This window comes from Mesorhizobium hawassense, assembly GCF_003289945.1.
In the GTDB taxonomy this organism is placed as follows: domain Bacteria; phylum Pseudomonadota; class Alphaproteobacteria; order Rhizobiales; family Rhizobiaceae; genus Mesorhizobium; species Mesorhizobium hawassense.
Genome location: NZ_QMBP01000006.1, coordinates 243,347 through 269,551, shown reverse-complemented (window position 1 = coordinate 269,551; position 26,205 = coordinate 243,347). Strand labels below are relative to the sequence as shown.

Here is a 26,205-nt window from a genome sequence, read left to right as displayed (position 1 = left end):
CTCGATGGAAAACAACCGCAATTTCTTCATCACCATCGCGCTGTCGGTGCTGATCCTGACCCTCTGGCAGGTGTTCTACATGAACCCGAAGATGGAGCAGCAGCGCGAGCAGGCCCGCGTCGAGCAGCAGCGCGTCGAAGCGCAGAAGAAGGAAGCGCAGGGCACCAATCCTGGCGCGGCCGCAACACCGGCTCCCATCGCTGGGGCGATCCCGAGCGCGCCCGGCGGCGACACGGTGACGGCGGCCAGCCGCGACCAGGCTGTTGCCGCGACCAAGCGCGTCAAGATCGATACGCCGAGCCTCGAGGGTTCGATCAACCTGACCGGCGCGCGCCTCGATGACCTGAAGCTCAAGCATTACACCGAGACGGTCGACAAGAACTCGCCCGAGATCCAGCTTCTCAACCCGCAGGCGCTGCCCACCGGCTATTTCGCCGAGATCGGGTTCGTCGCCACCGACAAGACAGGCGCGGTGCCAAGCTCGGACACGGTGTGGAGCGTCGAAGGCAATCCGACGCTGACCGCGTCGACGCCGGTGACGCTGACCTACACCAACGACAAGGGCCTGACCTTCAAGCGCACCATCTCGGTCGATAATGATTACATGTTCACCGTTTCAGACACGGTGCAGAATTCTGGAAGCGCCGCCGTCAGCCTGTTCAACTACGGGCGCGTCACGCGCTACGACAAGCCGGCCGTCGCCAGCACCTATGTGCTGCATGAAGGCCTGATCGGCGTCACCGGCACCGAGGGGCTGGCCGAGTACAAATACGCGGCCATCGAAAAGGACAAGGAAGTCAAGCCCGGCAAGTCGACCGACGGCTGGCTCGGCATCACCGACAAATACTGGGCGGTGACGATGGTGCCGACCGAGAAGCAGTCCTTCCAGCCGCGCTACGCCTATTTCGAGGACGGACGCCATCGCTACCAGTCGGACTTCCTGACCGACCCGATCAACATCGAGGCCGGCCAGTCCGCGACCGTCGAGACAGAGATTTTCGCCGGCGCCAAGGAAGTCGCCAAGATCAACGCTTATGAGGCTGACCGTCACATTCGCCAGTTCAACCTGTTGATCGACTGGGGCTGGTTCTACTTCATCACCAAGCCGATGTTCTGGCTCATCGACACGCTCTACAAATTCTTCGGCAATTTCGGCCTGGCGATCCTCGCCACCACCGTCATCGTCAAGGCCCTGTTCTTCCCGCTCGCCAACAAGTCCTATGCCTCGATGGCGAACATGAAGAAGGTGCAGCCGAAGATGGTCGAGATCCGCGAGAAATACGCGGACGACAAGATGAAGCAGCAGCAGGCGATGATGGAGCTCTACAAGACCGAGAAGATCAATCCGCTCGCCGGCTGCTGGCCGGTGGCGCTGCAGATCCCGGTCTTCTTCTCGCTCTACAAGGTGCTCTACATCACCATCGAGATGCGGCACGCGCCGTTCTTCGGCTGGATCCACGACCTTGCGGCGCCCGATCCGACCTCGATCTTCAACCTGTTCGGCCTGCTGCCGTTCGCGGCGCCCGCCTTCCTGCCGCACATGGGCGCCTGGGCGGTGGTGATGGGCATCACCATGTTCCTGCAGATGCGCATGAACCCAGCGCCGCCGGATCCGACGCAGGCGGCGGTCTTCACTTGGATGCCGGTGATCTTCACCTTCATGATGGGCAGCTTCCCGGCCGGCCTGGTCATCTACTGGGCCTGGAACAACACGCTGTCGATCCTGCAGCAGGGCGTGATCATGAAGCGCCAGGGCGCCAAGATCGAATTGTGGGACAATCTGGCGGCACTGTTCCGCAAGAAACCATCGCCGGCGGAATAGCCGGGTCTCGATCTTCCAAAACGAACCCCGGCCAATGGCCGGGGTTTTTCGTCGGAGATGCCGACGGGACAGCGCCAACCTTCGCGATTGGCCGTGTCCCTCTTCCCGGTCGTCATTCTAGGGCGGAGCAAGGAGCGAAGCGACGCGCGCAGACCCTAGAATCCATGCCGCTACGCTAAAGCGTTGCAACGGTTACAGAATTCTGCACTGCCACACTCTGCGGCAAAGGTCACGGAATGGATCCTCGGGTCAAGCCCGAGGATGACGACGTCACGGGGGGCTCGGCCTATCTCCAACGTCGGCGCCATTTGGACAAGGCGATCGCGTATAGCTTTCTGAGTTCAGATAACCGGCAAGCCTTGGTCGGCGGCGTTGCGTTGGCCTTCGCCGATAGACCCATACGTGATTGCCCGCTCGATCCGCCGGCGACGGGAATAATTATCGGCAAATTGTCAGGAGTTCCTGAAACTCCGCGCCGGCTCGCTTCGTATAGAATCCAGTCCTCCTCAAAAGGTCGGATGGCTTCCGGCGCAGCGACGCCGGTGTTTGGGAGGTCGTCCGGCAGGCCGGGGTCCCGCGGGCGGGACCCCGGTCTTTCATTCCATGACAGCGCTGTGATCGACCTTGGCCGGCGTGCCGGGCTTGCGCAGCAGAAGCACAAGCGGGATGGCGGCTAAAGACAGGACCATCATCAGCTTGAAGTCGTCGACATAGCTGATGATGGTCGCCTGCAGCGTGACCAGGCCGTCGAGCGCGGCGCGGCCGGCGGCTGTGTAGGGGCTCAGCGCCTGCGAGATCGCCGGATCGGCGAACGCCGGATTGTAGGGCGTCACATAGGTGGCGATGTTGGCGTGATTGATCTGCTGGTTCTGCGTCAGCAGCGCGGTGACCACCGAGATGCCGACGCTGGAGCCGATGTTGCGCGACAGATTGTAGAGACCGGTGCCTTCCGAGCGCCGCTCCGGCGCCAGCGTGGCGAAGGTGATGGTGGTGAGCGGCACGAACAGGAAGCCCAGGCCGGCGCCCTGGATGAAACCGGTGCTGATGATCGTCCATTGCGAGACGTCGGGCGTCCAGCCGGTCATGTCGTACATCGCCCAGGCGGTGATCGCGAGGCCGATGAACAGCAGCCAACGCGTGTCGACCTTGCCGACGAGACGGCCGACCAGAAACATGCAGGCCATGGTGCCGAGGCCGCGCGGCCCCATGACGATGCCGGCCGTCACCACCGGATAGCCCATCAGCGTCTGCAGATAGGGCGTCATCAGCGCCAGCGAGGCGAGATAGGTGATGCCTATGATGAAGATGAAGATCATGCCGACGGCGAAGTTGCGGTCGAGGAACAGCCGCGGGTTCACGAAGGTGTCGCGCGCGGTGAAGGTGTGGACGATGAAGATGTAGAAGGCCGACGCGCAGACCAGCGCCTCGACGATGATCTCGGCCGAGGAGAACCAGTTTAGCTGCTCGCCACGGTCGAGGAACATCTGCAGCGAGGCGATGGCGAGGCTGAGCATGCCGAAGCCAAGCCAGTCGAGCCTGGCCTTAAGGTCGAGCTTGGTTTCCTGGACGAACATCGAGACGCCGGCGAAGGCCAGCATGCCGATCGGCACGTTGATGTAGAACACCCAGCGCCAGGACACGTTTTCGGTCAGCCAGCCGCCGATGACCGGGCCGAGCACCGGGCCGACCATGACCGAGACGCCGAACAGCGCCATCGCCGAGCCGCGCTCCTCGACGCTGTAGATGTCGAGCAGGATCGACTGCGACAGCGGCACGAGGGCTGCGCCAAACAGGCCCTGCAACAGGCGGAAGCCGACGATCTGCGGCAGCGACTGCGCGAAGCCGCAGAGCACCGATGCGACGACGAAGCCGGTGATCGCCACCAGCAGGATGCGCTTGCGGCCGAAGCGGTTGGCGAGATAGCCGGACGGCGGCGTCATCACGGCGGCGGCGACGATATAGGAGGTGAGCACCCAGTTGATCTGGTCGGCGCTCGCCGAGACGCTGCCCTGAATATAAGGCAGCGCCACATTGGCGATGGTGGTGTCCAGCGCCTGCATGATGACCGCCAGGATCACGCAAGCGGTGATGGCGCCGCGATTGGCGACCACGGGCGCGCCTGTCGCGGAAGCAGCGGTCATGACTTTTGCCCGAAACGCTCGAGCAGTTCCGTGACGAAGTCGGGCAGGCCGCGCGCATGGCCGGTGTCGATGCTGACGACCGCGCTCATGCCGCCGCGCAGCGGCGGCTTGCCTTGCGGATCATCGATCGTCACGCGCATCGGGATGCGCTGCACGACCTTGACCCAGTTTCCGCTAGTGTTCTGCGCCGGCAGCAGCGAGAAGCTGGACGACGAAGCCGGGCTGATCGAACCGACCGTGCCGTGCCAGACCTCGCCCGGATAGCCGTCGATGCTGATCGTCGCCTTCTGGCCGGGACGCACATAGGTGAGCTCGGTTTCCTTCGGCTCTGCAGCGATCCAGATATCGGTCGACGACACCAGGCTGAAGGCCGGCTGCGAGGCCGGCAGATACTTGCCGACCTGCAATGCATCGACATTGGTGACGACGCCGTCGAACGGCGCCTTGACGACGGAGTCGTCGAGGTTTCGCTGAGCATCGTCAACCGCCGACTGGGCCTGCAGGTAGAACGGGTTCTTCTCAACCGGCTGGCTGGCGTCGCCGCCGAGCTGGGCGAGCATCGCCTGCGCCTGCGCCTTGGCGACGGTCACCTTCCGGCGGGCGGCGACGAGGTCATGCTGGGCGCCGTCGAAAGTCGCCTTGGACGCCGTCGAGGTCTTGAGCAGGTCCTGCTGACGCTGGAAGGCGGACTCGTAATAGGGGATGTCGGCCTCAGCCTGGTCGATCGATGCCAGCGACTGCTGGTAGCTCGCCTGCAGGGTCAGCACCTGGTTGCGTACGGTGCCGAGCTGCGCCTCGGCACCGCCGAGCGCCGTCTCGAAGGAGGCGGGCCGCAGCCGGAACAGCACGTCGCCCTTCTTCACCGCCTGGTTGTCGTGCACGTCGATCTCATCGACGGTGCCGGAGACGTCGGTGGAAACTCCGAGCGACTGCGCCTGGATATAGGCATTGTCGGTGGTCATGACCTGGCCGCCGATGACGTAGTAATAGCCGCCGGCCACCAGCGCAACCGGGAGCAGCGCGAACAGGATCGGCCGCGTCAGGCCGCGGCGCGGTTTTGCGGGAGCCGGCGGGGCAATGATGACGGCGGCCGGTTTCGGCTGGGCCGAGGGTGCTTCCAGCGTTGCCGGCTCCGGAGCGACCGGCGCTTCCAGCGCGTCATCCTCGACCACTGGCGGATTGCCGCGCCTTTGCTCGCGCTGGCTGTCCAGGCGGATGACCTGGTCGCTCACTCTTTCGCCGGCATCGTCGTCGTCGGCGGGCTTTCTGGATGAGGTTGATTCAGACATGGACTTTCTCCCGGTCAGTGACCGGCTGGGCTCGGGCTTCGAGCAGATTGGATTCGATCAAGCGCTTGGCGAAAAGGCGCGCAACGTCGTGCAGCACGAAGCTGATATTGAGTGAGGAGGGCATGGGAAGACTTCGGAGTCGGCGGACAAGCTTTCGTGAGCATGCTTATTATCATCATGCACATAATCCTGCTGGACGCGCAGCGCAAGACCGCCTAAGGCGCTTGGTAAAAATATCGCATAGGCCAGAACCCAAGCCGGAGCGGCCGGGTTCAGGGCAAGGACAAGACGATGAACCGGCTCAAGATCACCATGCTGGCGCTGCTCACGGGATACGCTTTGCCGGCTGCCGCGGCGGAGGCGGTGAGCTGCGGCGGGGCGGCGATGCTGGGCGGCGCGCAGCTCAATTGCAGCCACGTGCAACCCAAGGCGCCGCCGCAATTCTGCACCTTCAGCTGGGCTCTGCACACGATGGCCGGCGACCAGAAAATCGTCGAGGGAAGCTTCTCGCTGCCGCCCGGCGCGTCGAACGTGCAAGTCTATCAGGGCAGCGGTTTCGACAGCGCCCTTTCCAATCCGATCGTGATCTGCCGCGGCAGCCACTGAACGGTTGGTGCCACAGCCGGATCACGTTAGTTTGATCGCGCGCGGGCATCGCCGTCCGCGCCCGAAGCTGCCTGCGAAAACCATGGAGGGACCGCGATGACCGGACCCAACCCCGACATCAAGCATCCGATCGCGATGCATCCGCGCGTCGGCTTCCTGAAGGGGCTGGTGAACGCGCCCAACATCGAGATCGGCGACTTCACCTACTACGACGACCCCGACGGTCCCGACAAATTCGCCGAGAAATGCGTGCTGCATCATTATCCGTTCATCGGCGACAAGTTGATCATCGGCAAGTTCTGCGCCATCGCCGAGGGCGCGCGCTTCATCATGAACGGCGCCAACCACGCCATGTCCGGCTTCTCGACCTATCCGTTCAACATCTTCGGCAATGGCTGGGAGGAAGGTTTCGATCCCAAAACCTGGTCGAAGGAGATCCGTGGCGACACCGTGCTGGGCAATGACGTGTGGATCGGCATGGACGCGGTGATCATGCCAGGCGTCAAGATCGGCCACGGCGCCATCATAGCCGCGAAATCGGTTGTCACGCGCGACGTGCCGCCTTATGCGATCGTCGCCGGCAATGCGGCCAAGGTGGTGAAGATGCGCTTCGACGAATTCACGGTGCGGCGGCTGTTGAAGGCGGCCTGGTGGGACTGGCCGGTCGACAAGATCAGCCGCAACCTCAACGCCATTCGCGGCGCCGACATCTCAAAGCTGGAGGCTGCGGCTTGAGCGCGCCCGACAAGACCACGAACGACACGGCGATAAGCCCCGAACTGTTCACCCGCGGCTGGATCTTCATCCGCGGCGTGCCGTCGATGAAATTCCTGCCGCCGGAAGGCCCGCCTGAGATCGCCTTTGCCGGCCGCTCCAATGTCGGCAAGTCGTCGCTGATCAACGCGCTGGTCGGCCACAAGGGGCTGGCGCGTACATCGAACACGCCTGGCCGCACGCAGGAGCTCAACTATTTCGTGCCGGACGGGTTTTCCGGCGAAGGCGCCGACCTGCCGCCGATGGCGCTGGTCGACATGCCGGGCTACGGCTATGCCAGCGCGCCGAAAGACAAGGTCGATGAGTGGACGAAACTCATCTACGAATATCTGCAGGGCCGCGTGACGCTGAAACGCGTCTATGTGCTGATCGACGCCCGCCACGGCATCAAGGCCAAGGACGAGGAAGTGCTGACGCTGCTCGACAAGGCGGCGGTGTCCTACCAGGTGGTGCTGACCAAGACCGACAAGATCAAGGCCGCCGGCGTGCCGAGGCTGATCGAGGAGACGCTGGCAAAGATCAAGAAGCGGCCGGCGGCGTTTCCGGTGGTGCTCGCCACCTCGTCGGAGAAAGCCGCGGGGCTGGACGAATTGCGCGCGGCGATCGCCCTGGTAGCGAACGGCGGCTAGAGCGTTTCACCGTTTCGCGGAAACGGCGAACCGCTCTATCTCTTTGTTTTGCGCAATTCCGGACGGAAAACCGTTACACACTTTTCCTGGAATTGCTCTAGGGCCGCCCGCCGGGACCGATCCGTCAGGGATCAATCCGTCTCTTCGCGTTCGGGCTCGCGGTCGCGCCGGCCGGTGAGGATCTCGCGCTTGCCGACATGGTTGGGCGCGCCGACCAGGCCTTCCTTTTCCATGCGCTCGACCAGCGAGGCGGCGCGGTTGTAGCCGACGCCGAGGCGGCGCTGGATGTAGGAGGTCGAGCATTTCTTGTCGCGCTTGACCACCTTGATCGCCTCCTCATAGAGGGCATCGCCATCTTCCTCGGCGATCGCGCTCTTGTCGAAGACCGGACCGGTGTCGGCCGCCTCGTCAGTCTCCTCCTCGTCGGCGGTAACGGTGTCGAGATATTCGGGACGCCCTTGCGCCTTCAGATGCGCCACGACATGCTCGACCTCCAGATCGGAAACGAAGGGACCGTGCACGCGCGAAATGCGACCGCCGCCGGCCATGTGCAGCATGTCGCCCTGGCCGAGCAGCTGCTCGGCGCCCTGCTCGCCGAGGATGGTGCGGCTGTCGATCTTGGACGTCACCTGAAAGGAGATGCGGGTTGGGAAATTGGCCTTGATGGTGCCGGTGATCACGTCGACCGACGGGCGCTGCGTGGCCATGATCAGATGGATGCCGGCGGCGCGCGCCATCTGCGCCAGCCGCTGGATGGCGCCTTCGATCTCCTTGCCGGCCACCATCATCAGGTCGGCCATCTCGTCGACGATGATGACGATATAGGGCATCGGCGCGAGGTCGATGACGCGTTCCTCGAACAGCGGTTCGCCCGTGCCCTTCTCGAAGCCCACCTGCACCTGCATGGTCACGACCTCGCCCTTGTCACGAGCGCCGGCCGCGCGCTGGTTGTAGCCGTCGATGTTGCGCACGCCGAGGCGCGCCATCTTGCGATAACGGTCCTCCATCTCGCGCACCGCCCATTTGAGTGCGGTCACCGCCTTCTTCGGATCGGTGACGACCGGCGTAAGCAGATGCGGGATGCCGTCATAGACGGAGAGTTCCAGCATTTTTGGATCGACCATGATGAGGCGGCATTCCTCCGGCTTCATCCGGTAGAGCAACGACAGGATCATGGTGTTGATGGCGACCGACTTGCCGGAGCCGGTGGTGCCCGCCACCAGCAAGTGGGGCATCTTGGCAAGTTCGGCGATCACCGGTTCGCCGCCGATCGTCTTGCCGAGGCCGAGCGCCAGCTTGCAGGAGGTGTTGCGGAAGCCGGCCGATCCGATCAGCTCGCGGAAATAGACCGTCTCGCGTGTTTCGTTGGGCAGCTCGATGCCGATGACATTGCGACCCGGCACCACGGCGACGCGCGCCGAGATTGCCGACATGGAACGGGCGATGTCGTCGGCGAGACCGATGACGCGGCTGGATTTCACGCCCGGCGCCGGTTCGAACTCGTAGAGCGTGACGACCGGACCGGGGCGGACATGGATGATCTCGCCCTTGACGCCGAAATCCTCCAGCACGCTTTCCAGCAGGTCGGCATTCTGCTCCATTCGCTCCTGCGACATGTAGAAGCCCTGGCCTTCCGGCGGTAGCTGCAGCAGTTCCTCGGACGGGAGTTCGTAGCCGACGGACGCCGGCAGCGGCACGACTTCGCCGGCGATGGCCAGGGAGGGCACCTGCCTGGCTTTCCTTGCGCTTGCCGGGGTTGAAATCGGCATGGGCTCTGCAGGCATCGGTTGGGCGGGGGCCGCAGCCGGCACCGGCGTCGAAGCAGGGGTTGCGTCCGATGTGTTGGAGCGCCATTCGATGACCCGGTAAAACGACGTCGCTTCACCCAGGTAGGCGGCACGGGGCTGCATTGGCAGAGCAACCGGATGATCCGCCGGCATCGGCTGGACGGGCTGCGCCGAGGCGGCGGGCGCCTGTCCCGCTTCGTTCAGGCGCGCCCGCGCCAGACGCTCGGCGAGGAAGGGCATGCCGAACTCGAAAAAGGCATGGTCCGAGAGATAGGACCAGCGCAGCCCGGACGGGCGCGGTTTTGGCGCCGGAGCAGCAGCAGCCTGGGGCGGCGCAACCGGAGCGGCGGGGGCAACAGCAGCGACTGCGGGAGCTGCGCGAAGCGGTTTGGTTGGTGCCGGCGCGGCGGCGCGAGCGGCGGGAACCGGCCGGACTGGATTGGTTGCCGCCGGGGCCGGCGGCGCGGGGCGGACAGGTTCGCGGACGGGCGCCTTGTTCTGCGCGGCATCTTCCGCCTGCGGGGCGGTTCGCCTGGATAGGTCGGTGTCGGGCGTGCGGGTGAAGCGCACGTTCGGGGCCAGGAAGAAATAATTCTGCCAGGCCGGACGGCCGAATTCGCCGCCATCGGCCGAATCGAACGATGCGCCCTGGGCGGCATCCGATTCGCTTGCCGGCGCAACGCGCAACGCGACAACCCGCCCCGCCTGCGCTTGCGGAACTCCGCCGCGGCGCTCGACATCCGCGCGGTGATCGTCGTCGTTGCCGTAGGCGGAATCGCCGGAATGATTGGCACGGGGAAAGCGCATGGATGTCATACTCGAGACTCGCCGATTGAACGTGTCCCGAGACATAGAAAGCGATGGTTAACAGGTCCTTCCGAAAGCTCTGCCGGATGACGTTTGAATGAGGTCGACGGAGGGCTCTTCACGGCATGCGTGCCAGCCGCGGCATCGTCGGAGTTTTCAGGTCGCGGGGCGCGAATTCTCAGGCTTGCGCCATGCGCTACGGACTTCGCGTGCCGGAATGGTCAGGCCGATGCCGAAGCCCGTTCCTCGGCGAGAAATTTTTCCGTGGCGTAAGCCTTGAGGAACACATCGACGCCGGAGGTCACGATGTGCTCGATCTCAGAAGTGCTCGGCGCCTTGGTGCGGTAGGAAAAGATGCACTGGCGGAACAGGCCTGCAAGGCAGAGCTCGGTGAACTGATAGGCGGCAAGGTCGACATCGTCGATCTGCAGCAGGCCGCGTTGGACGGCCTCGTCGAGGAAAGCCATCACCCTGTCGTGGCCACGCTTCGGGCCGCGCTCGTAGAAGCGCGCGCCAAGCTCGGGAATCCGGTCGGCGGCGCCAACCACGGTGCGCTGGGCCTGGATCACCTTGGCCGAGGTGATCTTGGCCGACAGCCCCATGCCGAACTTCACCAGCGTGTTGCGCAGGTCGTCGAAGTGGTCGAGCACCTCATACATGTTCTTGAAGATGGTGCCGCGCTCTTCCTCGATGAGAGCCTCGAACAACTCTTCCTTGTTTTCGAAATAGACGTAGATCGTGCCCTTGGAGACGCCGGCCTCGCGCGTAATGTCGTTCATCGAGGCGGCTTCAAAGCCCTTGTCTATGAAGACGCGGCGCGCGCCTTCTATGATCTGAGCCCGCTTGACCGGGTCCTGCCCGGCGGCCGGACGGCCCTTGCGTAAGTCGAGCAGATCGCTGTCGGCTGTCGCTTCGACCATGGAAGTCGTTCCTCAGAAAATATTTCGAACCGCCCGGTTCGATTTCCTCTTGATATGGTCCTGTTTCCGCGCTATGTCAATCACCAATTCGAACCGAACGGTTCAGTCTGACTGACAATCCTAGAGAGATCACCATGTCCTCGAACGCGCCCGCCACCGCCGAAGTCCGCACGTTTCCCAACGCCAAGGTCCAGCCCTCGACCGAAGCGCCGGAAGTCCCTGTACAGCCGGTCACCCCTGTTGCGCCGCCCGCGGCCGAGGCGCCCGCGAAGAAGAAGCGCTCCGTCCGCTCGTTCCTTCTGCCGATCATCGGCCTTGCCCTCCTCGGCGCCGGTTCCTGGTATGGCTATAACTACTGGACCGACGGTCGGTTCATGATCTCCACCGACGACGCCTATGTCCAGGCCGATATGTCGTTCGTGTCGCCGAAAATATCCGGCTATATCGACAAGGTGCTGGTGAGCGAGAACCAACAGGTCAAGGCCGGCGATCCGCTGTTCGCCATCGACAATGGCGACTACAAGATTGCCGTCGCCCAGGCCGAAGCGCAGATCGCGACGCTGGCCAAGACGCTCGACCGCATCGACGCGCAGACCAAGGCCGCGCAGGCCTCGCTGCAGCAGGCCCAGGCCTCGAAGGTCGCCGACCAGGCCGCCGCCGACAATGCGGCGCGCGCCCAGGATCGTGCAGCGCAGCTGCTCAAGACGCATGTCGGCACGCAGGCTCAGCTCGACGACGCCCAGACCGCGCTCGACCAGGCCAAGGCGGCGCTCGTCGGCGCCGACGCGCAGATCGCCGCGGCGCAGGCCAATATCGGCGTGCTGGAAGCCCAGCGCGCGGAATCGGCCAGCACTTTGGCCTCGCTGCAGCTTACCCGCGACAAGGCCCAGCGCGACCTGTCCTTCACCGTGCTGAAGGCGCCCTATGACGGCGTCGTCGGCAACCGCTCTGTGGAACAGGGCGACCTCGTCAGCCCTGGACAGAAGCTCGCCGTCGTCGTGCCGATGGACAAGCTCTACATCGTCGGCAACTTCAAGGAGACGCAGCTTGGCCACATGGTGGCCGGCGAGAAGGTGCGCATCACGGTGGACGCGATCGACGGCCAGACGTTCGAAGGCACCGTCTCTTCGCTGGCGCCGGCTTCGGGCGCGGTGTTCTCGCTGCTGCCGCCGGAAAACGCCACCGGCAACTTCACCAAGGTTGTGCAGCGCGTGCCCGTGCGCATCGACGTCCCGGCCGACGTGCTGAAAACCGGCAAGCTGCGCGCGGGCCTGAGCGTCGTCGTCGCGGTCGACAGCCGCACCGCGCCGGCCTCGACGACCAACTAAGCGATCGGGGGGCGGTTCGGTGGCCATTTGAGCGCCGAGCCGCCCAGCCTGCTTCAAAGCGGCAGACCCGCTCCAAATATCTGTTTTGACTCAATTCCGGACGCAACCGCAACGCGCCTGTCTTGGAATTAGGGAGGCCATGAGATGGCAACCGCAACCATTACCGCAGGATCAATGCCCGGACGTCCGGCAGCAGCCGCGCCGGCCCTGCCCGCGGACCATATGCCGGTGCGCCGCGTCGTCGCCTTCCTGGCGATGGTGTTCGGCATGTTCATGGCGATCCTCGACATCCAGATCGTCTCGGCCTCGCTGTCGGAAATCCAGGCCGGCCTCAGCGCCAGTTCCGACGAGATCCCGTGGGTGCAGACCGCCTATCTGATCGCCGAAGTGGTGATGATCCCGCTGTCGGGCTTCCTCAGCCGGATGCTGTCGACGCGCGTTTTGTTCACCACCGCCGCGGCCGGCTTCACCGCGGCCAGCGCGCTCGCCGCGACCGCCACCAACATCGACCAGATGATCGTCTACCGCGCCATCCAGGGCTTCATCGGCGGCGGCATGATCCCCAGCGTGTTTGCGGCCGCTTTCACCATCTTCCCGCCCTCCAAGCGCGCCGTCGTCTCGCCGATGATCGGACTGGTGGCGACGCTGGCGCCGACGATCGGCCCGACGGTGGGCGGCTATATCAGCCATGCCATGTCCTGGCACTGGCTGTTCCTGATCAATGTCGTGCCCGGCATCCTGGTGGCGACGGCCGCCTGGGCGCTGATCGACTTCGACAAGCCCAACCTCAAGCTGTTCTCCAAGTTCGACTGGTGGGGCCTGGCCGGCATGGCCGCCTTCCTCGGCTGCATGGAGTATGTGCTGGAGGAAGGCCCGAACCATGACTGGCTGCAGGAGCCGGCCGTCTTTGCCTGCGCCATCATCATGACCATCGGCGGCATCGTCTTCTTCTGGCGCGTCTTCACCGCCGAGGAGCCGATCGTCGACCTCAGGGCCTTCAGCAACGTCAACTTCGCCTTCGGCTCGCTGTTCTCCTTCGTCGTCGGTATCGGCCTCTACGGGTTGACCTACCTCTATCCGGTGTTCCTCGGTCGTATCCGCGGTTACGATTCGATGATGATCGGCGAGGCGCTGTTCGTCAGCGGCCTGGCGATGTTCTTCACCGCGCCCATTGCCGGCATCCTGTCGAACAAGATCGACCTCAGGCTGATGATGATGATCGGCTTCGTGGGCTTCGCCACCGGCACATGGTGGATGACGCATCTGACCGCCGACTGGGATTTCTACGAGCTGCTCATTCCGCAGATCTTGCGCGGCTGCTCGATGATGCTGTGCATGGTGCCGATCAACAACATCGCGCTCGGCACGCTGCCGCCGGAACGGCTGAAGAATGCGTCCGGCCTGTTCAACCTGACCCGCAACCTCGGCGGCGCCGTCGGCCTTGCCGTCATCAACACGGTGCTGATCGACCGCAATGCCTTCCACTATGCACGGCTTGCCGAGCATGTGCAGTGGGGCAGTGCCGCCGCGCAGAACAAGCTGCAGAACATGACGCAGAATTTCGAGCAGACCGCAGGCCTCGACGCCACCAGCGCCGCGATCTCTAAACTGTCCGGCATGGTGCAGCAGCAGGCGGCGCTGCTGTCCTTCATGGACGTGTTCATGATGCTGACCGTGCTGTTCGCCTCGCTCGGATTCTTCGTGCTGTTCATCAACAAGCCGGCCCCGCAGGGCGGCGGAGGCGGCGGAGGCCATTGAGGCGCGCTGGATCCCCCGCCCGGCGCCCTCATGCATAACCCCGGAAATCGACACCGATTTCCGGGGTTATGTTTTTAGTGGACGGTGAATTTTTCCTTCCGTCCAGCCTCGCTCAGGCGGCGGCCGGCTTGAAGCTGAGCGCCACGCCGTTGATGCAGTGGCGCAGGCCGGTGGGCGGCGGGCCGTCGTCGAAGACATGGCCGAGATGACCGCCACAGCGGCGGCAGTGGACCTCGGTGCGCGTCATGCCGAGTGAGCGGTCCTCGGTCTTACCGATGGAATTGGCGATCTCCTGGTAGAAACTCGGCCAGCCGGTGCCGGAATCGAATTTGGTCTCCGACGAATAGACCGGCAGGTCGCAGCCGGCGCAGGCGAAGACGCCCTTGCGATGCTCGTTGAGCAGCGGGCTGGTTCCGGGATATTCGGTGCCCTGCTTGCGCAGCACGTCGAAGGCGGCGTCGGACAGGATGGCGTGCCATTCGGCGTCGGTCTTGGTGACCTCGAAGGTCTCGGCGGCGAGAGCGGGCTTCGGCCCGCCGGCGCGCAGCATCGCTCCGGTTCCGACGATGAGAGCGGTCGCGGCGGCGCCGCTCCAGAGAAAATCACGACGGTTCATGGCCGTTCCTCCTGACGCATTTTGCCAAGATAGAGCACCGCCCGGAAATCAAAAGCCGGTGACGCCCTACCGTTTGTCTCTTGAGCAATTCCGGACGGAAAACCGCTTCGCACTTTTCCTGGAATTGCTCCATTTCTTTGCCTTGCCGCAATTCCGGACGGAAAACCGCTTCACACTTTTCCTGGAATTGCTTGAGCATGCAGCTCCGCGCCGCCCTTGCGGGACGACGCGGAGCACACCCTTGCCGGCGGCGCGGATCTTGGACGATGCAGCCGGCGCTCAGCCATGTCTTCGCCGGCCAGGCCCGCTTTGTTACATCTTCGGCAAGAGAACCTTGTCGATGACGTGGATGACGCCGTTGGACTGGCGGACGTCGGCGATGGTGACGTGGGCGACATTGCCATTCTCGTCGGTGACGGTGACCTTGCCCTTCTCGGCCTTCAGCGTCAGCTCGCAGCCGCCGACGGTCTTGACCTGATGCGCGCCGCCATCGGCCTTGGCCATCTTGGCGACATCGGCGGCCAGCGCCTTGGCGGCGATGACATGGCAGGTCAGCACCTTGGTCAGCTTGTCCTTGTTCTCGGGCTTGAGCAGCGTGTCGACCGTGCCGGAGGGCAGCGCGGCGAAGGCTTCGTTGGTCGGCGCGAAGACGGTGAACGGACCAGCGCCCTGCAGCGTGTCGACGAGGCCGGCGGCCTTGACGGCGGCGACCAGCGTGGTGTGGTCCTTCGAATTGACGGCGTTCTCGATGATGTTCTTCTTGGCGTACATCGGCGCGCCGCCGACCATCGGATTGGCAAAGGCAACGGCGCCGACAGCGGAAAGGCCGAGCGTAGAGGCGAGCAAAAGGGTGGCGAATTTACGCATTGTGTCAGTCTCCTCGGGTTGTTTTTCCCGTCCTTGGGAACATGAGGAGATACGGGAGGGTCGAAAGGTTAGTTTCACGACCGCTGCAAGATTTTTTCTTCGTGCGATTTATTTGGCTGATGCCGCCTGCGGCCACAGCAGACTTCCCCCGCCTGTGACAGGCAGAAATATAGACTTCAATTAATCTCTATAAGCGTGACTGTGCCGAAGCGGCGGTCAGATGCCCTTCAGGTCACCAGCAGCGACGACCGGACCGGTCGGCTGGCCGGTCGGCGAACCGCCCGCGGGCTCGAGGCTGACGGCAAGCACGGCGCCCTGCGCCAGCTTCTGCTGGACGGCCGGGCTGACGGCCATGCGCGCGGTCTGACCGGCCGGGATGACGCCCATCGAAACCGGCGCGTTTTTGCCTTCGATCATCCAAAGCTCGAAGTCCTTGCCGGCGCCGCGCTCACCAGAAACCAGCGATAGGCCGACCTCATGGCGGGCGGCGTCGTAGACGGCGAAGTATTTGACGGGGCTGTTGTCGGCAGCCAGCGAAGCGACCAGCCTGGTCTCGGGCGGCGTGACCGGCGGGTTGACGTAAGGCAGGGCGACATAGACCGCCAGGGCGGCAATCGCCGCGGCGGCGAGGCCGCGCCAGAAGGCAAGGCTCGTCCACAAGCCGCCACCGGGCGCCGGGGACGTGGAAGCAGTCGACGCGAAGAGGCGGCGGTCGATCGCCACCTTGACCGAAGCCGGAGGCTCGACCGCGGCATAGGCGGCGGCTATCGGCGCGAAATGGGCCTCCCAGGCATCGACCAGGCGGGCGAACGCCGTTTCGGTATCGATGCGACGGGACGCGATCTGGCGTTCGTCGGCGGCCAGAACGCCAAGAACGTATTCGGCGGCGAGCAGGTCGTCGCCTCCACGTTCCGGTCCGTTGTCTTCCGCCAGCGTCATCTTTCCAGGCATTCTCTCAGCTTGAGCAGGCTTCGCCGAAGCCAAGTCCGCATCGTGTTCAGCGGAACCTTGAAGCGTTCCGCCAGCTCGGCATAGCTCTCGCCGCTCAGATAGGCGCCCCGGACGGCCGCCGCCCGGTCTTTCTCCAGTTCGTCGAGGCAGTGGTGGATACGTTCGGTCTCGCCGCCCGCCACAGCCATGGCCTCAGGTCCTGGCGTCGGATCAGCGACGTCGAGGGCCGTATCGATGTTGACAGAAGGACTGCGCCGCGCCCGGATGCGATCGATCGCATGGTTGCGCGCAATGGCCACCAGCCAGGAAATCGGGCTCAGATCGGAAACCGCGAAGCGATCGGCCTTCGTCCAAATCTTGACGAAGACCTCCTGCAGCGCTTCTTCCGCATCTCCCCTGTCCCTCAAGACACGAAGGCAGACGCCGAAAAGTTTCGCGCTGGTCTGCTTGTAGAGCAGATCGAACGCAGCCCGGTCCTTCATCGAAGTCCGGACGATCAGCTTGCTGATGTCCTGCGGCACCATAGCGGCAAATTAGAAGATTGCGGTTTATTTGCAACGGGTGCCGGACACGCTCCGCAATGGGTCGTTGCCAAGCGAATCGGGCGCCGCTAGCCTTTGCGAAAATCGAGGATGCGGATGTCGATCGAGCGCGTGCTTTGGGAACAGGATGCGACGGGGCTTGGCGAGCTCGTGCATCGGGGCGAAATCGCGCCGCAGGAGCTGGTCGACGCGGCGATCGCGCGCGCCGAGGCGACACGGTCCGACATCAACGCCATCGCCACGCCGCTTTATGAGGCCGCGCGGGAGCGCGCCAAGATCATCGACCGCACGCTGCCGCTGGCCGGCGTGCCGTTCGCGCTCAAGGACCTCGGCATCGGCCTCAAGGGCGTGCCTATCCATGGCGGCAGCCGCATTCCGCCCTTCACCGCCGATTACAACTCGGTGATGGTCGAGCGCCATCTCGCCGCCGGCCTGATCCCGATCGCCACCAGCACCTCGCCCGAGCATGGGCTGCGGCTGATGACGGAGTCGGCCCGCTTCGGCATCACCCGCAACCCCTGGAACACCGGCCACACCACGGGCGGCTCGTCCGGCGGCGCCGCGGCGCTGGTGGCGGCCGGCGTGGTGCCGGCGGCGCACGCTTCCGACGGCGGCGGCTCGATCCTGGTGCCCTCGGCCTGCAGCGGGCTGGTGGGCTTGAAGACCTCGCGCGGCCGCGTGCCGCTGACGCCGCTGACCAGCGAAAGCTGGTACGGCATGGTCGTCGACCACGCCGTCAGCCGCTCGGTGCGCGATACGGCACTGCTGCTCGACCTGACGCACGGCGCCGATCCGTTGTCGCCTTACGCGGCACGAGAGCCGAAGGGCTTCTTCGCGGTCGCCGCGGCGCGCGACCCAGGCAAGCTCAGCCTTGCCGTCTACCGCAAATCGCCGCTCGGCCTGCCGATCTCGGACGAGACGCTCCAGGCGCTCGACACCGCGGTGGCGCTGGCGCGCGAGGGCGGACACACGGTGGAGGAGATCGACCTGCCTTTCATCGGCCGCGACTTCATCGCCGATTTCTGCAAGACGGTGGCCGCGGCGGTCGGCGGCACGATGCGGTCGGAGGCTGAGCGCGTCGGGAGGCCGGTCATCGGCGAGGTCGAGCGCGCCACCCGCGTGCTCGGCCGCCTCGGCGAGATGTTGTCCGCCGGCGAGGTCTATGACGGCATGCAGCGCCTCAACGCCACGGCGCGGCGGTTGATCGAAGAGACAGCGCGCTACGACGCCGTGCTGATGCCGATCATCGCGCACCCGCCTTTGGCCTGCGGTTCGATGGACCCGAAGGGCGCCGACGACTTCATCGAGAACCTGCTCGACAAATTGCATCTGACCGGCCTGCTCAAGATCAAGTCGTTCTTCGGCCAACTGATGGACAAGAGCCTGTGGTTCACGCACTGGCCGGCGATCCAGAATGTCAGCGGCCAGCCGTCGATCGCGCTGCCGGTGCATGTCACGGCGGACGGCCTGCCGCTCGGCATCCAGGCCGCCGGCCGGCCGGGCGACGAGGAGACGCTATTGTCCCTCGCCGCACAGATGGAGAAGCTCTCGGGTTGGCTGAAGCGGCGCGCGCCGCTCAAGGCGCCGGCTTAGAACACACGCACGATTTCGTCATTGTGACCGCAAAGCCGTTTGCGGCCTGCGGCAATTCCCGCTAAGACGCCGCCATCCACGCCAGCTAGGGTCAATACCGATGACGGACGTCGCCGCCAACGCCGAAATGCAGGCCGCGCTGCTCTCGCGCGCGCTGCCTTACATGCAGCGTTACGAGAACAAGACGGTGGTGGTGAAGTATGGCGGCCATGCCATGGGCGACCACGAGCTCGGCAAGGCCTTCGCGCGCGACATCGCGCTGTTGAAACAGTCCGGCGTCAACCCGATCGTCGTGCATGGCGGCGGGCCGCAGATCGGCGCCATGCTCAACAAGATGGGCATCGAATCCAAATTCGAGGGCGGCCTGCGCGTCACCGACCAGAAGACGGTCGAGATCGTCGAGATGGTGCTGGCCGGCTCGATCAACAAGGAGATCGTGGCGCTGATCAACGCCGAGGGCGAATGGGCGATCGGGCTTTGCGGCAAGGACGGCAACATGGTGTTCGCCGAAAAGGCGCGCAAGACCATGATCGACCCGGATTCCAACATCGAGCGGGTGCTGGATCTCGGCTTCGTCGGTGAGCCGGTCGAGGTCGACCGCACGCTGCTCGATCTTCTGGCGCGCTCGGAAATGATTCCGGTTCTGGCGCCTGTCGCGCCCGGCCGCGACGGCCATACCTACAACATCAACGCCGACACGTTTGCCGGGGCGATTGCCGGAGCCTGCCGCGCCTCGCGCCTGCTCTTCCTCACCGACGTGCCGGGCGTGCTCGACAAGAACAAGAAGCTGATCGACGAATTGACGGTCGCCGAAGCCAAGGCGCTGATCAAGGACGGCACGGTGTCGGGCGGCATGATCCCGAAGGTCGAGACCTGCATCGAGGCGATCGAGCGCGGCGTCGAGGGCGTCGTCATCCTCAACGGCAAGACGCCGCATTCGGTGCTGCTGGAGCTCTTCACCGAGCACGGCGCCGGTACGCTGATCGTTCCCTGACGGATCGTCAGCCGGCTAATCTCCTCTTCTCAGGAATGTGCTGATCATCGACGACAGGCACGGCCGACTTGCGGACCGTTCGCCTGACGATCATCGATTCCTCCTCGGCGTCCTGCGGCGCGCCCCAGAATTCGGCGAGTGTCGGGCCGTCCGTCACGCGGTTGTCGCGGGCGAGAAAGCCCCAGATCTCGCGCAACCAGACGCGGCGGCCCATCCTGGTGTACCAGCGCATCGAATGGCGCTGCTCGGGGTCGGGGTGGAAGAGGATGCGCGCCAGCGCCTTCGGCCGCGACTGCACGGCGACCTCGATCAGCTTGACGGCGAAGAACAGCATCCACGGCTTCAGCCGTGTCATGTGCAGAACCTGGTGCTTGTAGTCCCAGAGCCGCACGTCTTTCTGGATTACCTTACGGTCGCTGGCGATGCGGAAGAACGGTGTCCAGCGATGCGGCGTGACATAGAGCGCCTGGATCTGGTCCGGGTCATAGGCGATGAGCTGGCGAAAGCCGCGCCAGAGATCGCGCAAAGTTTCGTCCTCGAAGCCGGCGACCCAAGTCGCCATCGACAGGATGCCGTGCCGGCGCAGCAGCCGGATCGCCTCGCGGTCGGACTTGGTGCTGCCGCCCTTGCGGATCAGCGACAGCGTTGCCTCGTCGGTGTTTTCCATGCCGAGCAACCAGCGGATGACGCCGGCCTTGCGGTAGAGATGCAGGCTGTCGGTGTCGCGCACGATGTCGTCCGCACGGGTCGAGCCAACGATCAGCACCGGCACGTTCTCGGCGATCATGGCGTCGAGAAAAGCGCGCCAGGCTTTCTTCGAGGAGGTCGGGTTCTCGTCGGCCAGGTTGATCAGCTCGACGCCGTGCTCGCGATGCAGCCAGGCGATTTCCTTTGCGAATTTCACCGGGTCGCGATGCCGCCAGCGCGTCCAGAAACCGCGCTGGCCGCAATAGTTGCACAGATGCGGGCAGCCGCGCGAGAATTGCATGACCACCGCCCGCTTGCCGCCCCAATAGGAGTAGCGGCGATGATCGATCAGCTCCCAGCCGACGCGATAGGCATCGAGATCGGCAATGGTCATGGCCGGCTGCGTGGCAACGGCACGGCCGAGGTCGTCGCGATAGGCGATGCCTGCGACGCTTCCCACCGGCTGGCGCATTTCGATAGCCTCCACCAGCGCCGTCGCGGTCGCCTCGCCCTCGCCGCGCACGATGAAGTCGAAGACGTCCGTCGCGGCCAGGATGTCGCGCCAGTGATAGGTCGGAAAGACGCCGCCATAGATGATGATGACGCCCGGCGCGCGGGCTTTGAGCATGTCGGCGATCTTCAAGGCCGTTGGATGCGCCGAGGTCGAGCCGGAATGACCGATCAGGATGAAATCCGGATCGCCGCCGAGAGCATCGTCGACCAGCACCGAAAGCGGCATCGGCCCGAACTCGGCATCGACCAGGCGAACCTGGTGGCCGGAATCGATCAGCGGCCCGCCGATGGCCAAGAGGCCGAGCGGCGGCAAATGGTCGTCGGGCACGCGGCTGCCGATGGCCGTGTGCGGCGGATTGATCAGCACGATGTTCAAGGCGGACCTCCATGATTGGTCCGCTTGTGCTAATTGCCGATGTCGAGATCGCCTTGGCGCGGTTCAGCAGTTTCGCCGCAGCTTTTCCGGAGAAATCGCCCGATAGGATTCGCGGCTCGTTTGCTCGGCGCAATTCCGGACGGAAAACCGCTTCACACTTTTCCTGGAATTGCTTTAGCGCCGCAGGTGGCTGAGCGGCACGTGGCCGGGGCCCTTGATGTTCTGCAGCACCAGTTGCGTGTGGACGTCGCGCACGCCGGGCAGGCGCATCAGCCGGTGCATGACGAAGGCGTTCAAGTCGTCGACCGACGGCACCATGACATGCAGCAGGAAATCGTGGTCGCCGGTCATCGTCCAGCAGGACGAGACCTCGTCCATGCGCTGCACGGCGGCGATGAAGCTTTCGGGCGAGCCGTCGCTGTGGCTGACCAGCCGCACCTGGACGAACACCTCGACGGTCAGGCCGACGGCGCGGCGACTGAGCACCGCGGCAAAGCCCTTGATGATGCCGGTTTCCTGCAACGCCTCGAAGCGGCGCGCGCAAGGCGTGGTCGACAGGCCGATCTCCTGCGCCAACTCGGAGACGGGCTTGCGACCGTCGCGCTGCAGGATTTCGAGCATCTTTATCTCGAACTCGTCGAACTGAGGCATGTCTTCTCGATCCCGCGTTGATCGGAGTGGTTTTACCTCAAAATTGGCTGACTATCTACAAACAAGGCTGATTTGCCTCATCGGCTGCCCGTAAACTTCGCTTCACGATCCACGGATCACGATCTTCGAGGAGGACATAATGACGATCAGCGTTGCCGATTATGCAGCCGAATGCGCGGCTCAGGGCCTTCGCGGCGACTATTCGGTGTGCCGCGGCGATTTCACCGTGGCTCAGGGCTACGGCTATTCCGCCGAGGAGCAGGCGGTGTGGCGCACGCTGTGCGACCGCCAGACGAAGCTGACCAGGAAGCTCGCGCACCATTCGTATCTGGATGGCGTCGCGGCGCTTGGGTTGCTCGACAGGATTCCGGATTTCGATGAAGTGAGCGAAAAGCTCGCCAGGCTGACCGGCTGGGAGATCGTCGCCGTGCCCGGCCTCATCCCGGCCGGCCCGTTCTTCGATCATCTCGCCAACCGCCGCTTCCCGGTGACCAACTGGCTGCGGACCAGAAAAGAGCTCGACTACATCGTCGAGCCGGACATGTTTCACGATTTCTTCGGCCATGTGCCGATCCTGACCCAGCCGGTGTTCGCCGATTTCATGCAGATGTATGGCGAGAAGGCCGAGGACGTGATTGCGCTGGGCGGCGACGAGATGATCACCCGGCTCTACTGGTACAGCGCCGAATACGGTCTGATCCAGGAGCCCGGCCAGCCGCTGAAAGCCTTCGGCGCCGGGCTGATGTCGTCCTTCACCGAGCTGCAGTTCGCGGTCGAGAGCAAGGACGCTCACCATGTGCCGTTCAAGCTCGAGACGGTGATGCGCACCGGCTACGAGATCGACAAGTTCCAGCGCGCCTATTTCGTGCTGCCGTCCTTCGATGCGCTGCGCGATGCTTTCGCCGGCGGCGATCTCGCCGGCATCGTCTCACGCTTCAAGGGTCAGCCGGCGCTCGACCCGGCGACGGTCTGAGGTCGGTTTTCGCCCAACCGACATTCAGGGCGGTTCAGTTGCCGACAGGCCGCTGAGCCGCTTTGCGCGTTCTAATGTTTGTCTGGCTCGGCCTTGATCCTGGCCAGTTGCTCGCTCTGCAGCTCGAGCGCCGCATTGATGAAGCGCAGCACGGTCGCGAGCTCCGCATCGCTGAAGCTCGCAACCACCTTTTCGCCCTCCCGCGCGATCGTGCCGTAATAGCGCTCCGACAAATCCCTGGTCTGCTCCGTCGCCTCGATCACCACCCTGCGCCTGTCCTCCAGGCTGCGGGTGCGGGTGACGTAGCCGCGCGCCTCGAGGCGGTCGATCAGTGCGGTGACGGCAGCCGGCGTCAGCCCGGTCGCCGCCGCCACGGCGCCCGCCGACTGCGGCCCGGAATAGAGCAGGCCCAGGCAATGCCGTTCGGCCGCGATCAGCCCGAGCCGCGCCCCCACCGCTTCGTCATAGGCCTGTGTCGCGTCTTGCCAGCGCATGACGGCGAGGCCAACGGCCTTCGTCATTTCATCGCGTTTGGTGCTTGACGAATTTATTTCGATCATCTAACTATCAATCTGTCTAACATTAAGACGAGAATAGCAATATGCGACCGCGACTCCCACAAGGCAAGAGCCAGAAGCGGCCGCCAACACGGAGACATGCAATGTTCGAGACCTCTACCCGCGCGCCCATGACCCCGGCCGAGGAATACAAATACGCCAAGCTGGCGATGGAATGGTATGGCTGGGGTTCGCCCATCGGCCTCGGCATCCTGCTGGTGGCGCTGGCCGCGGCGGCGGTCCTGGCTCGCATCGCCGTCTACGGGCTGTAGCGCCCGCAATTTCACCCAAAGGCGCGCCAAGGCGGTGCCGGTTGCCATTCCAGGCGCCGGCGCCGCCTGCTCTTCGTGCGTTCAGACCGTGATCACCTTGCCGAGATGCTCGCCCAGCCGGCAGGCGAGCGCGGTGATGGTAGTGGTGGGGTTGCACTGGCCCGACGTGCAAAACACCGAGGAACCGCCGACATAGAGATTGTCCATGCCATGCACCTTGCAATTGGCGTCGACGACGCTCTTCAAGACGTCGGTTCCCATGCGGGTGCCGCCCATATGATGGTGGCCGGCCGTTTCCTCATTGGTCGGGTAGTCGCCGCCATTGCTGATCCAGTCGTCGATGCGGACACGGCCGAGGTTCTTCTGCGCCATCGTCGTGCCGAAGAGCCTCAGACCCTCGAGCAGCGTGCGGCGCTCGAGCGGCGACTTCTTCCAGTGCAATTCGATGCGCGGCACGCCGGCGTGGTCGACATCGGCCTTCGACAACTCGATCTGGTTCGAGGCCAGCGGCGCCTGTTCCCAGGCGACATAAAGCTGGGCGGCGCAGCGCAGCTTCTGGTCAAGCTGGGACGACATCCACTCCGCCATGTTGGGAGCGGTGCAGGCGAGGTCGGCGATCAGCTTTTTGACATTAGGATAGGGCGACTCGATCAGGCGGATGCCGAAATTCATGATTTGAAGCCGTTCCATCGCCGCCAGCGTCGGTGAGAAGAAGGCTTCGTTCGAGTTATCGACCTCGAACTCCGAGTAGTTGGCGAGGATGGCGTTGCCGCCCTCGAAGGTCGGATGCTCCATCCAGTAGCGACCGAGCGCGGTCGCGTTCGGCACCACGCCGCCATTCGAACGCTGGTTCGACCATAACAGCAGACGCGAATTCTCCAGCCCGCCGGTGCAGGTGACGAAATAGTCCGCGGTGAAGGTGCCGGCCTCCTGCCCGTTCGACCACAGCTTCGCGCCGGTGACCCGCTTGCCGTCTCCGGCAAGCTCGGTTGCGTACGTGTTGAGCACGACGGCGATGTTCCTGCTCTGGTCGAGCTCGTCGGCGAATTTCTCGCCGAAGCGCACCGCCGGGCTCTTGATCAACTGCACCCAGCGGATGTCGTCCGAGACCGGGACGTCGGGGCGGAAGTCGGGAAGCTCGAGAATGTCGTGGACTTCCGCCAGATGAGGCTCGATGTCGGCGCGGCTGATCGGCCAGCCGGTGTCCGGCGCCCAGGCCTTGGGCTCGAAATCCTGCTTGTCGAGCACGCGGCACCAGCCGGCCCAGTGATTGGACGAGCCGCCCATGAAGCGCAGCCTGGTGATGTCGAGGTCGAAATAGAAATCGCCGACCGTCTTGCCGCGGTAGAAGTCCTGCGACTCGTCGCTGAATTCGCGCGAACCCGCCTCCAAGACGACGACCGGAATGCCGGCGGCGCCAAGCTTCCTGGCAACCGTCGTGCCGGCTGGACCGGAGCCGAGAATACATGCCTTGGGTTTGAAGCCGGCCCGCTTATAGGCTTCGTAGCTGTCGAAGATCATGCAAGGTCGCTCCGCCGCAGGATCCAGCCATTGATCTCGACGATTTCGTCGGGCTCGGCCACGACCGGCTGGTTGCGGAACAGCGACAGCGCGGGCAGCGCGATCAGCGCCTGCACGATGACGCGGCGCGACATTCTTTTCATGAAGTTGCTCATGACACGTCTTTCGATAGGGGCCTCGATCCACGCATGCCGTTCCTGAACGGCACACATGCCGTCGGGAAAGGCCAATTCCGTGCCAAACCCAGGTGAAGACCGCGTTACATCTGGAAGTTTAGCGCGGTTGAATATGGACATGGTTAGGGCCTTCCTAACGCCGGCGGCGAAGCTTCATGCCGCTTCCGGCAGCTCGCGGTCGAGGATCGAAAGGTTGCGGCCGCGGTTCTTCGCCTCGTACAGCCTGCGATCGGCGGCGCGCATCAAATCGGAAACGGTTGCGCTCTCGCCGCAGGTTATGCCGCCGATCGAGACGGTGAGCGGCACGGTGCGCTCGTCGACGGGGCGGAAGCGGATCAACTCGACCTCGCGGCGAATGCGTTCGGCGACATGCTTTGCTTCAACTTCGGTGGCGCCAAGCAGGAAAGCCGCGAACTCCTCGCCGCCGATGCGGCCCAGCACGTCACCGCTGCGAATGCCGCGCCCGATAGCGCCTGCAATCAGAAGCAGCGCTTCGTCTCCCGTCAGATGACCGTAGCTGTCGTTGATCCGCTTGAAGTGGTCGGCATCGATGATCAGCAGCGCACCGCGATCGCTCTTGCGCCGCGAACCGTCGAGCGCGGCAAAGAAGGTTTCGCGGTTGAGCATGCCGGTCATGTCGTCGCGGCTTGCCTTTTCCGACAGGCGCCTGTGCGCGGCGGCGAGTTGCGCGTGGGCGCGGGCAAGTTCGCGATGCGCGTTCTGCAACCGGTCGCTCTGCCAGAAGCTGCTGGCGCTGGCGGCCCAGGCGAGCACGAGCGGGCAAACCGTCGACGCCAGCCAGACGCTGCGGCTCATCGGAAAGCCCATTGCCGGAACGACAATCAGTGTCAACAAAAGCGAGGCAGCGACCGAAGCGAACGCCACGGCAGCGGCCCTCAGAAATATGCGACTCATCACTTGCTCCCAACGGAGAGCTTGTGTGCCAGCAAGCGTTAAAGGTGACCTTTCCCAGACTTTTAAAATTTGAAGGGAGACGCCATTTTCACACTTCGTGACCCGTATAAGTTGTGGATAACTCCGACGTCGGCATGCCA

Annotated in this window: 25 protein-coding genes; 10 read left to right on the top strand and 15 right to left on the bottom strand. The window is 64.2% G+C overall.

From position 1 onward, the window contains the following. Positions 1-4: 4 nt before the first annotated feature. Complete coding sequence (gene yidC / locus DPM33_RS15580; protein WP_112098316.1) at positions 5-1,822, top strand: membrane protein insertase YidC; 1,818 nt, start codon at positions 5-7, stop codon at positions 1,820-1,822. 596 nt (positions 1,823-2,418) lie between these two features. Here yidC and DPM33_RS15575 read toward each other — a convergent pair. Together DPM33_RS15575 and DPM33_RS15570 are read right to left on the bottom strand one after the other, a co-directional pair. After that, positions 2,419-3,963 (bottom strand): DHA2 family efflux MFS transporter permease subunit, encoded by a 1,545-nt coding sequence (locus tag DPM33_RS15575; protein WP_112098315.1) that lies wholly within the window; start codon positions 3,961-3,963, stop codon positions 2,419-2,421. Continuing rightward, positions 3,960-5,252: an HlyD family secretion protein gene (locus tag DPM33_RS15570; RefSeq protein WP_112098314.1), complete on the bottom strand. Its 1,293-nt coding sequence runs from the start codon at positions 5,250-5,252 to the stop codon at positions 3,960-3,962. Before DPM33_RS15570 ends, DPM33_RS15575 begins: the two co-directional genes overlap by 4 nt. A gap of 291 nt (positions 5,253-5,543) precedes the next feature. On the opposite strand from DPM33_RS15570, the gene DPM33_RS15565 reads away from it, so the two are divergent. The 3 genes from DPM33_RS15565 (at position 5,544) to yihA (ending at position 7,261) form a co-directional block, all read left to right on the top strand. Continuing rightward, a complete protein-coding gene (locus tag DPM33_RS15565; protein ID WP_112098313.1) occupies positions 5,544-5,858 on the top strand; it encodes a hypothetical protein in 315 nt (104 codons plus the stop codon). A 96-nt stretch (positions 5,859-5,954) separates the two neighbouring features. Continuing rightward, on the top strand, positions 5,955-6,593 hold the full coding sequence (locus DPM33_RS15560; protein WP_112098312.1) for a CatB-related O-acetyltransferase: 639 nt from the start codon (positions 5,955-5,957) through the stop codon (positions 6,591-6,593). Further along, a complete protein-coding gene (gene yihA, locus DPM33_RS15555; RefSeq protein ID WP_167449086.1) occupies positions 6,590-7,261 on the top strand; it encodes a ribosome biogenesis GTP-binding protein YihA/YsxC in 672 nt (223 codons plus the stop codon). Before DPM33_RS15560 ends, yihA begins: the two co-directional genes overlap by 4 nt. 131 nt (positions 7,262-7,392) lie before the next feature. Here the strand turns inward: yihA and DPM33_RS15550 are convergent, their stop codons facing one another. Together DPM33_RS15550 and DPM33_RS15545 are read right to left on the bottom strand one after the other, a co-directional pair. Continuing rightward, complete coding sequence (locus DPM33_RS15550) at positions 7,393-9,864, bottom strand: DNA translocase FtsK (RefSeq protein WP_425373515.1); 2,472 nt, start codon at positions 9,862-9,864, stop codon at positions 7,393-7,395. Between the two features lie 212 nt (positions 9,865-10,076). Continuing rightward, positions 10,077-10,775, bottom strand: coding sequence for a TetR/AcrR family transcriptional regulator (locus DPM33_RS15545; RefSeq protein WP_112098310.1), 699 nt, complete (start codon positions 10,773-10,775; stop codon positions 10,077-10,079). A gap of 134 nt (positions 10,776-10,909) precedes the next feature. Here DPM33_RS15545 and DPM33_RS15540 point away from each other — a divergent pair, with 134 nt between their 5' ends. After that, positions 10,910-12,103 (top strand): HlyD family secretion protein, encoded by a 1,194-nt coding sequence (locus tag DPM33_RS15540; RefSeq protein ID WP_112098309.1) that lies wholly within the window; start codon positions 10,910-10,912, stop codon positions 12,101-12,103. A gap of 144 nt (positions 12,104-12,247) precedes the next feature. Next, on the top strand, positions 12,248-13,861 hold the full coding sequence (locus DPM33_RS15535) for a DHA2 family efflux MFS transporter permease subunit (protein ID WP_112098308.1): 1,614 nt from the start codon (positions 12,248-12,250) through the stop codon (positions 13,859-13,861). A 112-nt stretch (positions 13,862-13,973) separates the two neighbouring features. On the opposite strand, the gene msrB is transcribed toward DPM33_RS15535, so the two are convergent. The 5 genes from msrB to DPM33_RS15510 form a co-directional block, all read right to left on the bottom strand. Then, entirely contained in the window at positions 13,974-14,477 is a 504-nt protein-coding gene (gene msrB / locus DPM33_RS15530; protein ID WP_112098307.1) for a peptide-methionine (R)-S-oxide reductase MsrB, read from the bottom strand. After that, positions 14,464-14,676 carry a hypothetical protein gene (locus DPM33_RS36265; RefSeq protein WP_167449085.1) on the bottom strand — a complete coding sequence of 71 codons (213 nt, stop codon included), beginning with the start codon at positions 14,674-14,676 and terminating at the stop codon, positions 14,464-14,466. The genes msrB and DPM33_RS36265 overlap by 14 nt, the downstream gene beginning before the upstream one ends. Positions 14,677-14,789: 113 nt before the next feature. Next, a complete protein-coding gene (locus DPM33_RS15520) occupies positions 14,790-15,344 on the bottom strand; it encodes a fasciclin domain-containing protein (RefSeq protein WP_112098306.1) in 555 nt (184 codons plus the stop codon). 216 nt (positions 15,345-15,560) lie between these two features. Continuing rightward, positions 15,561-16,283 carry an anti-sigma factor gene (locus tag DPM33_RS15515; protein WP_112098305.1) on the bottom strand — a complete coding sequence of 241 codons (723 nt, stop codon included), beginning with the start codon at positions 16,281-16,283 and terminating at the stop codon, positions 15,561-15,563. Next, positions 16,280-16,819: a sigma-70 family RNA polymerase sigma factor gene (locus DPM33_RS15510; RefSeq protein WP_112098304.1), complete on the bottom strand. Its 540-nt coding sequence runs from the start codon at positions 16,817-16,819 to the stop codon at positions 16,280-16,282. The genes DPM33_RS15515 and DPM33_RS15510 overlap by 4 nt, the downstream gene beginning before the upstream one ends. Before the next feature lie 114 nt (positions 16,820-16,933). Here DPM33_RS15510 and DPM33_RS15505 point away from each other — a divergent pair, with 114 nt between their 5' ends. Together DPM33_RS15505 and argB are read left to right on the top strand one after the other, a co-directional pair. Next, positions 16,934-18,430: an amidase gene (locus DPM33_RS15505; protein ID WP_112098373.1), complete on the top strand. Its 1,497-nt coding sequence runs from the start codon at positions 16,934-16,936 to the stop codon at positions 18,428-18,430. A 100-nt stretch (positions 18,431-18,530) separates the two neighbouring features. After that, on the top strand, positions 18,531-19,424 hold the full coding sequence (argB, locus tag DPM33_RS15500) for an acetylglutamate kinase (protein WP_112098303.1): 894 nt from the start codon (positions 18,531-18,533) through the stop codon (positions 19,422-19,424). Positions 19,425-19,431: 7 nt separating this feature from the next. Here argB and bchE read toward each other — a convergent pair whose 3' ends face one another. Together bchE and DPM33_RS15490 are read right to left on the bottom strand one after the other, a co-directional pair. Next, complete coding sequence (bchE, locus tag DPM33_RS15495; RefSeq protein ID WP_112098302.1) at positions 19,432-21,000, bottom strand: magnesium-protoporphyrin IX monomethyl ester anaerobic oxidative cyclase; 1,569 nt, start codon at positions 20,998-21,000, stop codon at positions 19,432-19,434. A 174-nt stretch (positions 21,001-21,174) separates the two neighbouring features. Next, positions 21,175-21,651: an Lrp/AsnC family transcriptional regulator gene (locus tag DPM33_RS15490; RefSeq protein ID WP_112098301.1), complete on the bottom strand. Its 477-nt coding sequence runs from the start codon at positions 21,649-21,651 to the stop codon at positions 21,175-21,177. 139 nt (positions 21,652-21,790) lie between these two features. Here DPM33_RS15490 and phhA point away from each other — a divergent pair, with 139 nt between their 5' ends. After that, positions 21,791-22,624: a phenylalanine 4-monooxygenase gene (phhA, locus tag DPM33_RS15485; RefSeq protein ID WP_208648410.1), complete on the top strand. Its 834-nt coding sequence runs from the start codon at positions 21,791-21,793 to the stop codon at positions 22,622-22,624. A 71-nt stretch (positions 22,625-22,695) separates the two neighbouring features. Here the strand turns inward: phhA and DPM33_RS15480 are convergent, their stop codons facing one another. Beyond that, positions 22,696-23,184, bottom strand: coding sequence for a MarR family winged helix-turn-helix transcriptional regulator (locus DPM33_RS15480; protein ID WP_112098299.1), 489 nt, complete (start codon positions 23,182-23,184; stop codon positions 22,696-22,698). A 101-nt stretch (positions 23,185-23,285) separates the two neighbouring features. Between DPM33_RS15480 and DPM33_RS36260 the strand changes: the two genes are divergently transcribed. Next, positions 23,286-23,453, top strand: a complete 168-nt coding sequence (locus DPM33_RS36260; protein WP_167449083.1) for a hypothetical protein — start codon at positions 23,286-23,288, stop codon at positions 23,451-23,453. An 81-nt stretch (positions 23,454-23,534) separates the two neighbouring features. Here DPM33_RS36260 and DPM33_RS15475 read toward each other — a convergent pair whose 3' ends face one another. The 3 genes from DPM33_RS15475 to DPM33_RS15470 are packed head-to-tail and all read right to left on the bottom strand — an operon-like array spanning position 23,535 to position 26,065. Then, positions 23,535-24,974 (bottom strand): GMC oxidoreductase, encoded by a 1,440-nt coding sequence (locus DPM33_RS15475; RefSeq protein WP_112098298.1) that lies wholly within the window; start codon positions 24,972-24,974, stop codon positions 23,535-23,537. Continuing rightward, positions 24,971-25,270 (bottom strand): hypothetical protein, encoded by a 300-nt coding sequence (locus DPM33_RS35845; protein WP_146770266.1) that lies wholly within the window; start codon positions 25,268-25,270, stop codon positions 24,971-24,973. Before DPM33_RS35845 ends, DPM33_RS15475 begins: the two co-directional genes overlap by 4 nt. Positions 25,271-25,303: 33 nt before the next feature. Beyond that, entirely contained in the window at positions 25,304-26,065 is a 762-nt protein-coding gene (locus tag DPM33_RS15470) for a GGDEF domain-containing protein (protein WP_112098297.1), read from the bottom strand. Positions 26,066-26,205: the final 140 nt, after the last annotated feature.